We start from the raw sequence: 11,920 nt of genomic DNA on the forward strand, positions 1-11,920 counted from the left end.
CCTATCATGTCCGCCTTGTCATTGAATTGCTGCGACCGCCTGCGGACCCGCTTGGCGTGCAGGCCGTCGCGGCCCCTGTATGCGATCCACACCCGACATCACCCCCCATCTCGGCTCCCTGCTGAAGTTCCGCCACGACCTGCATGCCCACCCCGAGCTGCGCTACGAGGAGCACCGCACCGGCGACAAGGTGGCGGCCTATCTCCAGGCGCTGGGGCTGCAGGTGCATCGCGGGCTGGGCAGGACCGGCGTGGTGGCAAGCATCCACGGCCGGGGGCGCAGCGCCGCCAACCCGGGCCGCAGCCTCGGCATCCGTGCCGACATGGATGCGCTGCCGGTGACGGAACTCAATGCCTTCGGCCACGCCAGCCAGAACCCGGGCTGCATGCATGCCTGCGGCCATGACGGCCATACCACCATGCTGCTGGGTGCGGCCACGCTGCTGGCGCAGCAGCCCGATTTCGATGGCACGGTGCACCTGATCTTCCAGCCCGCCGAGGAAGGCGGCGCAGGCGCCAAGGCCATGATGGAGGACGGCCTGTTCGAGCGATTCCCCTGCGAGGCCGTGTTCGCGCTGCACAACTGGCCTGCCCTGCCTGCCGGCGAAATGGCGGTGCGCGTGGGGCCCATCATGGCGTCCACGCTGCGTTTCGAGATCCGCGTGCATGGCAAGGGCGGCCACGCTGCCATGCCCCACACCACGCTGGACCCGATTCCCGTGGCCTGCGCCATCGTCGGCCAGCTGCAGACCCTGGTGTCGCGCAGCACCGATCCGCTGGACAGCGCCGTGCTCACCGTGGGCAAGATCACCAGCGGCACGGTGGAAAACATCATTCCCGACGAGGCCAGTATCTTCGGCACGGTGCGCGCCCTCAGGACCGAGACGCAGCAGATGTTCATCGAAGGCATGCAGCGCATCAGCGAGCATGTGGCGGCCGCCCATCTGTGCCGCGCCGAGTTCATCCTCAAGCCCGGCTACCCCAACACCACCAACCACGCGCACGAGGCCCGCTTCATGGCCGACGTGATGCGCGAGGCGGTGGGCGAGGACCGCACCCACGCCGACATCCTGCCGGCCATGACGGCCGAGGACTTCGGCTTCATGCTCGAGGCCGTGCCCGGCGCCTATGGCTGGATAGGCAACGGTCCCGCCACGGGCCAGCCCGGCGTGGGCCTGCACAATCCCGGCTACGACTTCAACGACGACAACCTGGGTCGTGGCGCACGCTTTTGGGATCTGCTGGCGCGCCGCTGGCTGGAGCAGCCCGCCAACCAGGCCAGGGACTGAGACAGGCCGCGCCAGGGCCGCGACCCTGGCGTGCCTACGGCCTCACACGCCGGCCGCCCCCACTTGAAGATCCACCCACTCGGCGGCAGGCAGCGGCCGGCCGTAGTGGTAGCCCTGGAACAGCACATCCTGGTTCCAGGCGCGCAGGGTGCCGGCCTGCTCCTCGGTCTCCACGCCTTCGGCCACCACGCGCAGGTGCAGGCGACGGGCCATGAGCAAAATGGCTTCGACCATGGCGGCATTGCCGGGCGAGGCATGGCAGTCCTGCACAAAGGACTTGTCGATCTTGAGTTCACGGAACGGCAGCCGCTGCAGATAGGCCAGCGATGAATAGCCGGTGCCGAAGTCGTCCAGCCCCATCTCCACGCCCAGCAGCTGCAGCTCGGTCATGCGCTCGCGCGCCTCGTCCACGTCGCGCATGACCACGCTTTCCGTGACCTCCAGCGTCAGCCGGCGCGGGTCGGCGCCGGTGGTGGCCAGGATGCGCTTGAGCTTGTTCACCACATCGGGCTGGCGGAACTGCCGCCAGCTGACGTTGACCGACAGCCGCCAGCCGTGCTGCACGAATTCGGGCCGCACCAGCATGCGGCAGGCCTGCTCCAGCATCCAGTCTCCCAGCTGTACGATCAGGTCCGACTCCTCTGCCACGGCAATGAAGTCGCCGGGCTCGACCATGCCCAGGCGCGGATGGTTCCAGCGCACCAGCACCTCGGCGCCCACGCAGCGCCCCATGCGGTCCACCTGGGACTGCAGGTAGGGCTGCAGCTCGCCGGCAGGGATGGCGCGGCGCAGGTCCTTTTCGATGCGAAAGCGCTTGCCCACGGCCTCGGCCATGTCGGGCTGGAAGATGACGACCTGGCCCAGACCGGCCTGCTTGGCCTGGTGCAGGGCCACGCCGGCGCGGCGCAGCACGTCATGGCCGCCGCTGTCGGTGCGCGAGGCGGCAAAGCTGGCCGCGCCAATGCTGCAGCTGGCCTGCACTTCCTCGCCGGTTTCCTCCAGCCATAGCGGCCGCTCCAGCGCGTCCTGCAGCACCTGGGCCAGGGCGCGCATGTGCTGGTCGACCTCGGCGGCCTCGTGGCCTGCCTTCTCCAGCAGCACGGCGAATTCGTCGGCGCCCATGCGGGCCAGCAGCACGCCGTCGGGCAGGGCATCGGCCAGGCGCAGCGCCAGCGCGCCCAGCAGCGCGTCGCCGCGCACCGTGCCGCGCACGTCGTTGAAGGCCGTGAAGCGGTCCATGTCCAGCAGCAGCAGGCCGTGGCGCGGCTCGCCACCCTTGCCGCCCTCGCGGAACTCGCGCGCCAGCGCGCGCAGCCGCTGGGTCAGCGACAGGCGGTTGGGCAGGCCGGTGAGCGCATCGAAATGCGCCAGCGCATGGATCTGGCGCTCCGCGCGCATGCGCTCGGACAGGTCCTGCTTGAGCTCCACATAGTTGACGATGCTGCCGTCCGAGGCCCGTATCGGCGCCACGAGCACGGCCTCGGGCAGGTCCTCGCCCTGGCGCGTGCGGTTGGTCATCTGGCCACGCCACAGCGCGCCCCGGCCCAGCTGGTGCAGCGCCTCTTCCCAGGCCGGAGCATCCAGCCCCATGGTGGAGTAGCGGTGCGTGGGCTGGCCCAGGACTTCGTTGCGCGCAAAGCCCGTGCGCTGCAAAAAGGCCTCGTTCACATAGACGATGTTCTGGTGCACGTCGGTGATGACGATGCTCTCGGGGTTCTGCTCCACGGCGCGGTAGAACTTGCGCAGATCGTCCTGGTGCTGCTCCAGCGCGCCCAGTGTGTCCTGCAGCTCCTGGGCGCGGCGGATCAGGCTGCGCCGCGCCATCAGCGTGACCGTGCCCGTCAGCCCCAGCATGCCCACGAAGTAGAGCATGGAGAACACGGGCGAGGTCTCGCGCTGGCCGATCCAGTCAACGCCTTCCCGGCCCGCCACCCAGAAACCGGCCATGGTCAGCACGGACAGGACCAGCATGACCAGCGTGGTGCGCACGCCCAGCACCCAGGCGCACATGACCAGCAGGGCAGGAAAGGCCAGCACCGAGCCGCTTTGCACGCCGCCCGTGGCGGCCACCACGGTCACGGCCGCCGTCCAGGTGCCCCAGACAAGCACATTGGAGGCCAGCCGCCAGTGCCGGCGCCAGCCCAGCAGCACGGCACCGAAGCTCACGCCTGCGGCAACCAGGTTCAGCCGCACGCTGAGCCAGGGAACGGGGTCCTGCATCAGCAGCGCCATGGCCAGCATCACGGTGAGGCTGGTGATCCATATGCTGCCCACCAGGACCACCCTGCGCAGGGACAAATGGGTTTCCGCCTCGACTCGATGACGCCGCATGAAAAAGCCCCAACAGAGAAAGAACACTCAACATGCTAGCGGTCGGCGCCGCCTGCGGCTGTGGTGGTTGTGCCACCGCCCCGGTCGGACGCGCTCTTGCACCAAACAGGGTATGCGGGCGCCGGTTCAGGGCGCGCTTTTGCGCTCGCGCGGCGGCCGCTTGCGCGCCTTGACGGCATCCTTGCGCGCCTGGCGCTCGGCATCGCGTTGCTGGCCCACGGCCAGCCATTGCGCGTACTCCTCGGGAGTCTCCAGCGTGATGCGGCCCAGGACCGCTGCGCGGAAATCCGTGAGCACCAGCTCGGCCGCCTTTTGCACATTGACACGTCCGCCGCCCATCATGGCGCCGCGGCGCCGGCCGATGGCGTCCAGCAGCTCGTCGTCGTGCAGGGCGGCGATGCGTTCGTTGTCCAGGCCCAGCTTGTAGCGCGCCTCCAGCATGTCCGCGTAGTTCTTCTGCAGATAGCCCAGCAGCTCCAGCGCCACCAGTTCCTCGTCATAGGCGTTGCGGCCGACGGCGCCGCTGGCGGCCAGGTTGTAGCCGCTTTGCTCGACGATGATGCGCGGCCACAGCATGCCGGGCGTGTCCCAGAGGTAGAAGTCGTCGGCCAGCACGATGCGCTGCTCCAGCTTGGTGATGCCGGCCTCGTCCCCCGTCTTGGCCTGCCGCTTGCCGCTCATGGAGTTGATCAGCGTGGACTTGCCCACGTTGGGGATGCCGCAGATCAGCACGCGCATGGGCTTGGCCATGCCGCCACGGTTCGGCGCCAGCAGCTTGCAGGCCTCGATCAGCCGGCGCGTGGGCGCGGGCTCGGAGGCGTCCAGCGCAATGGCGCGCGTGTCGCTCTGGGCGTTGTACCAGTCCAGCCACAGCGGCGTGCGCGCGGCATCGGCCAGGTCCTGCTTGTTGAGCACCTGCAGGCGCGGCTTGTGGCCCGTCAGCTCCTGCAGCAGCGGGTTGCTGCTCGACCCCGGCAGGCGCGCATCCAGCACTTCGATGACCACATCGATTTCCTTGACGCGCTCGGTGATCACCTTGCGCGTGAGATTCATGTGACCGGGGAACCACTGTATGGCCATGGGATTACTTTCTGGGAAACGGGGGGACTGGCAGGGGCGCAAGGATAATTCATGGCTTGCGCAGACAGGATGCAACAACGCGCGGCGCCCCGGCGCAACCCGCAGACTTCCATTTTTTCTTGCGCAAGCCGCAATTGTCCCCCGCTTTTACGCCCAGCCTCACTGCCCATGTCCTTGCCCGATACCCCCTCGTCCCGCTCCGCCTCGCGCAAGGCAGACATCGAACTGCTGATCAAGGGCGTGACCTGCGCCGTGATCGGGCTGGTGATTCTGCTGGCGCCACAGTTCATGGCGCCCGGGGGCATCGTGCAGATGATGGCCCAGTCGTACCTGGTCGGCTGGTTCGCCCTGCTGCTGGGCACGGCCTTCATCGTGCTGTTTGCGGTGCGCCGCAGCAAGGCGCGGCGCTGAGCATGGTGCAGGGGCCGCTGGAGCAGGCGCTGTCGCAGATCCAGCTGTGGCAGCAGCGCGCCCAGGCCGCAGGCATTGCACTGCGCCCTGCGCCGCCCCAGCCCACGAGCTGCTGCGGCCGCGGCTGCAACGGCTGCGTCTGGGAGGGCTTCTACGACGCCGTGCTGTTCTGGTGCGAGGACGCAGGCCAGGCGCTGGGCGCCGGGCGGGGCTGAAGCGCGCTCAGCGCAGGTTCTCCGGCGCCATGTAGCGCAGGCGCCATTCCTCGAACGACAGCGTGTCCGCGGCCTCGATGTCGCGCTGCTCCTGCACGGACTGCGCCGACCATTGCTCGAAGCGCTGCTGCTGCGCCTGGCTCCAGGGCAGGGCCAGCAGCGAGTCGCGGGCCTGCTCGGACCGGGCCAGCGTGAAGTTCGCAAAGCTGTTGCCGTATGCGCCCGTCAGTTCGCCCAGCACATGGGCCGACGGCGTGCGCTCGGGGTGCTCCAGGCGCTCCAGCGCCTGGGCCAGAGCGGCGCTGTAGTCCTGCGTGCCGTGGGTGCTGTCCAGCGCCTGGGCGTAGGGTCGGCACTGGTCCAGCACTTCATGGGCCCAGTCGCGCAGCGGCACTTCTCGGCCGGCGCGCACCAGCTGCAGGCCCGGCTCGCGGCCGCGCTCGGCCGTCAGGTGCTGGTTGTGCTTGAGTTCCGCGATCTCGTCCGGCGTATCCGGCGGGCTGTCGGCGTTCAGGCAGTGCAGCAGGAACACGTCCAGCATGCGCATGGTGGGAGCGGCAATGCCCACGTCCTCGAAGGGATCGAGGTCCATCAGGCGCACCTCCACATACTCCACGCCGCGCTCGCGCAGCGCGTGCAGCGGGCGCTCGCCGCGGCTGACGGTGCGCTTGGGGCGGATGGTGCCGTAGAACTCGTTTTCGATCTGCAGCAGGCCCGTGCCCAGCTGGTTGTAGTCGCCGCCCGGGTTGCGCACGCCCAGCATCTCGTAGGCGGGATAGGGCTGGGTCAGCGCGTCGTACAGCGAATTCGCATAGCCTTCCAGGCCGTTGTAGCTGACGTTGATGCTGGCCTGCGCATCGCTCTGGTAGCCCAGGCGTCCCATGCGCAGCGAGGTGGCGTGGGGCAGGTACAGCGCCTGGCCCGTATTGCCCAGCGGCTGCAGCCGGTGCTCGCGCCCCTCGACGAAACAGGGACACAGCGCGGGCGACGCGCCATACAGGTACAGCAGCACGAAGGCATGGCGCCGGAAATTGCGGATGAGCGAGAAATACTGGTCGCTGGTCACGCCGGGCAGCGACCAGTTGTAGTGGATGCCCGAAATCGTCTGCATGCGCCGGCCGTAGCGGTGGCCCAGCCCCATGCGGTACACGCTCTTGGAGCGGCCCGAGTGCGAGGAGCCGTAGCGCGCCAGCGGAATCGTCTCGTCCGTGGGCAGCTGGCAGGGCATGCTGGACGACCACAGCATCTCGCCACCCGCATCGCGCAGGCTGCGCAGCACGAACTGGTGGATCTGCACCAGCTCGTCCAGGCATTCCTGCACGCCCAGCCGCGCGCCGGTGATCAGCTCGATCTGCGATTCGCTGTAGTCGGTGGTGATGTGCGGATGAGTGAGCGCCGAGCCCAGCGCCAGGGGATGCGGCGTCAGTGCCAGGCTGCCGGAAGGCAGCACGCGCAGGCCCTCCTTTTCTATGCCACGGCGTATGCCCTTGAGCCGCTCAGGACCGGGAACCGCCATGGATGCCTGCGATGTTTTCATTCTTGTTTACCGATTCGTTGATGGGCATCGGCCCACACGGAAACCACCAGGATTCCCGGCGGACCCGACCCGGACGCCGAATGATAGAGAAACGGCAGGAAACGCGATGGCGCCTGTCCGCTTAACCACGCGTTTTGGCCTGTTGCCCCGCATGGGATCGCCGCGAGCGAAAGGAATATGTCAGAGTTTCGCCCTCCCGACCGGCGCTGCCTTGATACCGGGCAAGGGCAGGCCGGCCAGCGGTGAAATCACTTGCCGGCCCCCGCTTCATCAACGGGCAGCGGCCATGGCCTTGCCCACTTCCAGCGTGCCCTGCGCGGCGCCGCTGGCGGGCACCTGTTCGCCGCTGCGGTCCAGCACCTGGGCCAGCTGCGCGGCCAGCTGTTCCGGCACCTGCTCGCCCTGGCCCAGGTAAACGCCTTCGGTCAGCGTGATGAAGGCGGCCTCGAAGCCGCCCGCGCCTGCGCACAGCGTGGTGCGTGTGGGCGCACTTTCGTGGGCCAGCACCAGCATGGCGGGCACCACGGCCTCGGGCTTGAGGGCGGCCAGCACGGCCTCGGGCATCAGGCCTTCCGTCATGCGGGTGGCCGCCGTGGGTGCCAGCGCATTCACATGGATGCCGTGCTTGGCGCCTTCGATGGCCAGCGTCTGCATGAGGCCGACCTGGGCCAGCTTGGCCGCGCCGTAGTTGGCCTGGCCGAAGTTGCCGTACAGGCCCGTGGAAGACGTGGTCATCACGATGCGCCCGTAGTTCTGCGCCTGCATGTGCGGCCACACGGCCTTGCAGCAATGGGCGGCGCCCATCAGGTGCACTTCCACCACCAGGCGGAAGTCGTCCATGCCCATCTTGGCAAAGCTCTTGTCGCGCAGGATGCCGGCGTTGTTGACCAGGATGTCCACGCGGCCCCAGGCATCGACGGCCTGCTGCACCATGGCCTGCACGGCCTCGAAATCGGTGACCGATGCGCCGTTGGCCAGCGCCTGGCCGCCCGCCGCGCGGATCTCGTCCACCACGGCCTGGGCCGCCGTGGCCGAACCGCCGCTGCCATCGACCGCGCCGCCCAGATCATTGACCAGCACCTTGGCGCCGCGCGCCGCCAGCGCCAGCGCATGCAGGCGCCCCAGGCCGCCGCCGGCCCCCGTCACGATGGCCACGCGGCCTTCAAACTCAATCGCCATGGAGATGCTCCCTTTGTGTCGTTGGATGCCGGTTGCGCCCTCCGGATGGCAGGGCACCGGCCACCCAGCAATGTAGACGGACGCCGGCCGCATTCCGGTTGCCGAAGCGACTGCGGCAGGCCCGCCGGCCTTGTCCCCATCATTTCGTGACAAGCCTGTGGAAAACCATGTGCAGGCTCGGGACTGGCTGGTTAAGTAATTGTTTTGATTAGATTTTTTCGCTTTGCCTATTTTTTAATCAAATCCACAAGTCGTGTGCCCGACTTATCCCGCCTCACCCTGAACAATCTTGTGAACAACTTTCACAGCGGGCGGGATAAGACACGCAAGTCATTGATTCAAAAGAGAAACAGGAGGAACGCTTAAAAAATAGGCAGAAGACCCCGGATTTTCGGGCCGCGTCCCGCTTATCCACCGCGCAACCCGCATGTACGCATTTACCCCCATTCGTACTGGACAAGCATGTGGACAAGCCGCCAAAAATGCCGAATTCGCAACATAAGTCATTGATTTGACAAACAAGCCAGCCAATTGCTCAAAAAACAGGCAAACCTGTGCGTCGCAGCCGGACGCGTTCAAACGCCTTGCGACCCGCTCCCCTCACAGGCCTCATCACGCGCATGCGCTGCAAGCGCCCCGCAGACGGCACCGGCAACCAGGGGAAAGACATAGACGCCGAGGGATTTGAGAAACGGCGTGCCGGAGGTCGCTGAAAAGCATGCAGCCAGCGCGGCGACACCGCTCACCGCACCCAGCACGGCGCCGAACTCCCTGGTGCTCAGTACCTGGAGCAGGCCCCTGAGAGGCCAGCCGACCACATAGATCACCCCCGCCAAAGCGGCAGGAACAGCACCTATGCCATAGCCGAACACGACGAGCAGCCAGTTCACCGGCAGGACCGGCGCACCGTCCGCGCCCATAAGCATCACGGTCAGCACGCCCACACCGGGACCGACCAGCAGGAAAACGAGCACAGGCAGGAGGTAGGGCTTGATATGCATGGCGCCAAGCCTAGCGCACCGCTGACCGCTGCCCGGGAGACCCACCTCAACCCGGCCCCTTGTGCCAGACATTGCCTGATATAGGCCCGATACAGAGCCCGATACAGGGTACAAACACCCTTCGCCCCACAGAATTGCAGCCCCCCCTTGATAGCCATGAGCCAGGATTCCCCCGCCTCCTCCCCTTTTTCCCCGCCCTTCTTCACTGCCCGCCTCACGCCCAGCGGTCTGCAGGTCGATGCCTGGGCCGACCAGCCGCTGTTGCACTCGCTGGAGCAGGGTGGCGTGGACTGGCCCAGTTCCTGCCGCAACGGCACCTGCCGCACCTGCATCGGGCAGTTGGTGTCGGGCAGCGTGCGCTACGAGATCGAATGGCCGGGCGTGACGCGCGAGGAGCGGGCCGAGGGCTGCGTGCTGCCCTGCATCGCCTATCCCGAAGGCGATGTGGTGCTGCAGGACCCCGGCCCCTGAATCCGGCCAAAGCCCGCGCCGCCTGCGGCCGATGGCCGCTGGAATAGAATGTGCGCTTTCGCAAGGTCATTCCGGGTCATGCCGATTGCCGACAGCGGCTGCGCCGCGCCACACGTTCTTTGGAAGCCCACTTCTGACGCCTGCCAGGCCGAGGAAGCCGGCGCGTGTGCCGCGCCCCGTCCGCACGACCCGGCTCCTCCAGAAGGCACTCCATGAACAACTCCACGTCCCCCGTGCCCATCTCGCCGGTGGAAGACATCATTGCCGACATGCGCGCGGGCCGCATGGTCATCCTCGTCGATGAGGAAGACCGCGAGAACGAAGGCGACCTGGTGCTGGCCGCCGACCATGTCACCCCCGAGGCGATCAACTTCATGGCGCGCTTCGGCCGCGGCCTGATCTGCCTGACGCTCACGCGCGAGCGCTGCGAATACCTGAAGCTGCCGCCCATGGCCGCGCGCAACGGCACCGTGTACAGCACGGCCTTCACCGTCTCCATCGAAGCGGCCGAGGGCGTGACCACCGGCATCTCCGCCGCCGACCGCGCCCGTACCGTGCAGGCCGCCGTGGCCAAGGACTCCAAGCCCACGGACCTGGTCCAGCCGGGCCACATCTTCCCGCTGCAGGCCGTCGACGGCGGCGTGCTCATGCGCGCCGGTCACACCGAGGCCGGCTGCGACTTCGCCGCCCTGGCCGGCTGCAGCCCCGCCGCCGTGATCTGCGAGATCATGAAGGACGACGGCACCATGGCCCGCCTGCCCGACCTGCAGCTGTTCGCTGCCGAGCACGGCCTGAAGATCGGCACCATTGCCGACCTGATCCAGTACCGCAGCCGCAACGAAACTCTGCTCAGCAAGGTCGGCGAGCGCCCGCTGCAGACGGCGCATGGCGAGTTCATCGCCCATGCCTTCCGCGACCTGCCCAGCCAGTCCGTGCACCTGGCCCTGGTCAAGGGCCAGTGGGATGCCGACACGCCCGTGCCCGTGCGCGTGCATGAGCCGCTGTCCGTGCTGGATGCGCTGGAGACCGGCCGCACCCTGCATTCCTGGAGCCTGGACACCAGCCTCGAATACATCGCCCGCCAGGGCCACGGCGTGGCCGTGCTGCTCAACTGCGGCGAAAGCGGCGACCAGCTGCTGGCCCAGTTCGACGGCAGCGCACGCGCCGCCCAGGCGCCCGAGCGCGGCCGCATGGACCTGCGCACCTATGGCGTGGGCGCGCAGATCCTGCGCGAGTGCGGCGTGCAGCGCATGCAGCTCATGGGCCAGCCGCGCCGCCTGCCCAGCATGGCCGGCTACGGCCTCGAAATCAGCGGCTACATCCCCAAGGAATAAGAAATGTTGAACGCAGAAAAGGGCCAGGCCCTGAATCTTGATGGTGCGCAACTGCGCATTGGCATCGTGCAGGCCCGCTTCAATGAAAGCATCACCAACAGCCTGACCCAGGCCTGCCGCGAAGAGCTGCTGGCCCTGGGCGTGCAGGCCGGAAACATCGACCACGTCACCGTGCCCGGCGCCCTCGAAGTGCCCGTGGCGCTGCAGGCGATGGCCGAGTCCGACCGCTACGACGCCCTGGTGGCGCTGGGCTGCATCATCCGTGGGGAGACATACCACTTCGAGCTGGTGGCCAACGAATCGGGCGCGGGTGTCACGCGCCTGGCCCTGGACTACCAGCTGCCGATCGCCAACGCGATCATCACCACCGAGAACACCGAGCAGGCCATTGCACGCCAGACCGAAAAGGGACGCGACGCGGCCCGGGTCGCCGTGGAAATGGCCAACCTGCTCCAAACCATTGACCGACCATGAGCGACGAACACTCCACACCGGCCTCCGCACGCCCTCCCCGCCAGAGCCGCACCGGCCTGACCAGCACCGGCGCGCGCAAGGCCGCCTCCAAGTCCAACCGCAGCCGCGCGCGTGAATTCGCGCTGCAGGCCCTGTACCAGCACCTGGTGGGCGGCAACGACGTGGAGGCCATCGACCGCTTCACGCGCGACCTGTCGGGCTTTCACAAGGCCGACTCGGTGCACTACGACGCGCTGCTACGCGGCTGCATCAACTCCCAGGTGGACCTGGACGCACTGATCGCCCCCAAGCTGGACCGCACCATGGCCGAGATCTCGCCCATCGAGCACGCCAGCATGTGGATAGGCGTCTATGAATTCCAGCACTGCATGGACGTGCCCTGGCGCGTGGTGCTCAACGAGTGCATCGAGCTGGCCAAGGAATTCGGCGGCACCGACGGCCACAAGTACGTGAACGCCGTGCTCAACGGCCTGGCGCCCACGCTGCGCGCCGATGAGGTGGCACACGACCGCGCCGCAAAGAGCAGCGCAGCGCCTGCTGCGCCGGCCGCGCCTGCGGCCGACGACGCGGCCGGCCAGGCCGGCTGAAGCGCGTCCTGC

General features: G+C 67.7%; 12 protein-coding genes. 7 read left to right on the forward strand and 5 right to left on the reverse strand.

Annotated features, from left to right (window positions below):
* Nucleotides 1–79 precede the first annotated feature (79 nt).
* Nucleotides 80–1,288: a M20 aminoacylase family protein gene (locus AAN986_RS19785; protein WP_047218590.1), complete on the forward strand. Its 1,209-nt coding sequence runs from the start codon at nt 80–82 to the stop codon at nt 1,286–1,288.
* A 42-nt stretch (nt 1,289–1,330) separates the two neighbouring features.
* Here the strand turns inward: AAN986_RS19785 and AAN986_RS19790 are convergent, their stop codons facing one another.
* Together AAN986_RS19790 and ylqF are read right to left on the reverse strand one after the other, a co-directional pair.
* Nucleotides 1,331–3,586, reverse strand: coding sequence for a GGDEF domain-containing phosphodiesterase (locus AAN986_RS19790; RefSeq protein ID WP_017405581.1), 2,256 nt, complete (start codon nt 3,584–3,586; stop codon nt 1,331–1,333).
* A 159-nt stretch (nt 3,587–3,745) separates the two neighbouring features.
* A complete protein-coding gene (gene ylqF / locus AAN986_RS19795) occupies nt 3,746–4,699 on the reverse strand; it encodes a ribosome biogenesis GTPase YlqF (RefSeq protein ID WP_016453899.1) in 954 nt (317 codons plus the stop codon).
* A gap of 168 nt (nt 4,700–4,867) precedes the next feature.
* On the opposite strand from ylqF, the gene AAN986_RS19800 reads away from it, so the two are divergent.
* Together AAN986_RS19800 and AAN986_RS19805 are read left to right on the forward strand one after the other, a co-directional pair.
* Entirely contained in the window at nt 4,868–5,110 is a 243-nt protein-coding gene (locus tag AAN986_RS19800; protein WP_013803403.1) for a hypothetical protein, read from the forward strand.
* 2 nt (nt 5,111–5,112) lie between these two features.
* Complete coding sequence (locus AAN986_RS19805; protein ID WP_016450464.1) at nt 5,113–5,325, forward strand: oxidoreductase-like domain-containing protein; 213 nt, start codon at nt 5,113–5,115, stop codon at nt 5,323–5,325.
* Nucleotides 5,326–5,332: 7 nt separating this feature from the next.
* On the opposite strand, the gene gshA is transcribed toward AAN986_RS19805, so the two are convergent.
* The 3 genes from gshA to AAN986_RS19820 form a co-directional block, all read right to left on the reverse strand.
* Complete coding sequence (gshA, locus tag AAN986_RS19810) at nt 5,333–6,862, reverse strand: glutamate--cysteine ligase (protein WP_034348046.1); 1,530 nt, start codon at nt 6,860–6,862, stop codon at nt 5,333–5,335.
* 270 nt (nt 6,863–7,132) lie between these two features.
* Nucleotides 7,133–8,041: an SDR family NAD(P)-dependent oxidoreductase gene (locus AAN986_RS19815; RefSeq protein ID WP_016450462.1), complete on the reverse strand. Its 909-nt coding sequence runs from the start codon at nt 8,039–8,041 to the stop codon at nt 7,133–7,135.
* 575 nt (nt 8,042–8,616) lie between these two features.
* Nucleotides 8,617–9,042, reverse strand: coding sequence for a hypothetical protein (locus AAN986_RS19820; RefSeq protein ID WP_047218627.1), 426 nt, complete (start codon nt 9,040–9,042; stop codon nt 8,617–8,619).
* A 156-nt stretch (nt 9,043–9,198) separates the two neighbouring features.
* Between AAN986_RS19820 and AAN986_RS19825 the strand changes: the two genes are divergently transcribed.
* The 4 genes from AAN986_RS19825 to nusB all read left to right on the forward strand — a co-directional run bounded on the left by AAN986_RS19825 (nt 9,199) and on the right by nusB (nt 11,908).
* Entirely contained in the window at nt 9,199–9,513 is a 315-nt protein-coding gene (locus AAN986_RS19825; RefSeq protein ID WP_016450460.1) for a 2Fe-2S iron-sulfur cluster-binding protein, read from the forward strand.
* A 212-nt stretch (nt 9,514–9,725) separates the two neighbouring features.
* Nucleotides 9,726–10,847, forward strand: a complete 1,122-nt coding sequence (gene ribBA / locus AAN986_RS19830; protein WP_016450459.1) for a bifunctional 3,4-dihydroxy-2-butanone-4-phosphate synthase/GTP cyclohydrolase II — start codon at nt 9,726–9,728, stop codon at nt 10,845–10,847.
* Between the two features lie 3 nt (nt 10,848–10,850).
* The gene (gene ribH, locus AAN986_RS19835; protein ID WP_016450458.1) at nt 10,851–11,321 is read left to right on the forward strand and encodes a 6,7-dimethyl-8-ribityllumazine synthase; all 471 of its coding nucleotides are present in this window, start codon (nt 10,851–10,853) and stop codon (nt 11,319–11,321) included.
* The gene (gene nusB / locus AAN986_RS19840; RefSeq protein ID WP_016453904.1) at nt 11,318–11,908 is read left to right on the forward strand and encodes a transcription antitermination factor NusB; all 591 of its coding nucleotides are present in this window, start codon (nt 11,318–11,320) and stop codon (nt 11,906–11,908) included. The genes ribH and nusB overlap by 4 nt, the downstream gene beginning before the upstream one ends.
* Nucleotides 11,909–11,920 lie beyond the last annotated feature (12 nt).

Origin of the sequence: Delftia sp. DS1230 (assembly GCF_040112715.1) — a bacterium.
GTDB classification, from domain to species: Bacteria; Pseudomonadota; Gammaproteobacteria; order Burkholderiales; family Burkholderiaceae_C; genus Comamonas; species Comamonas tsuruhatensis.

Bases quoted from the DNA above. Each gene is read 5' to 3' on its own strand.
- AAN986_RS19805 (WP_016450464.1), top strand. From the start codon at position 5,113: ATGGTGCAGGGGCCGCTGGAGCAGGCGCTGTCGCAGATCCAGCTGTGG.
- gshA (WP_034348046.1), bottom strand. From the start codon at position 6,862: ATGAAAACATCGCAGGCATCCATGGCGGTTCCCGGTCCTGAGCGGCTC.
- AAN986_RS19815 (WP_016450462.1), bottom strand. From the start codon at position 8,041: ATGGCGATTGAGTTTGAAGGCCGCGTGGCCATCGTGACGGGGGCCGGC.
- AAN986_RS19825 (WP_016450460.1), top strand. From the start codon at position 9,199: ATGAGCCAGGATTCCCCCGCCTCCTCCCCTTTTTCCCCGCCCTTCTTC.
- AAN986_RS19820 (WP_047218627.1), bottom strand. From the start codon at position 9,042: ATGCATATCAAGCCCTACCTCCTGCCTGTGCTCGTTTTCCTGCTGGTC.
- nusB (WP_016453904.1), top strand. From the start codon at position 11,318: ATGAGCGACGAACACTCCACACCGGCCTCCGCACGCCCTCCCCGCCAG.
- ribBA (WP_016450459.1), top strand. From the start codon at position 9,726: ATGAACAACTCCACGTCCCCCGTGCCCATCTCGCCGGTGGAAGACATC.
- ylqF (WP_016453899.1), bottom strand. From the start codon at position 4,699: ATGGCCATACAGTGGTTCCCCGGTCACATGAATCTCACGCGCAAGGTG.
- AAN986_RS19800 (WP_013803403.1), top strand. From the start codon at position 4,868: ATGTCCTTGCCCGATACCCCCTCGTCCCGCTCCGCCTCGCGCAAGGCA.
- ribH (WP_016450458.1), top strand. From the start codon at position 10,851: ATGTTGAACGCAGAAAAGGGCCAGGCCCTGAATCTTGATGGTGCGCAA.
- AAN986_RS19785 (WP_047218590.1), top strand. From the start codon at position 80: ATGCGATCCACACCCGACATCACCCCCCATCTCGGCTCCCTGCTGAAG.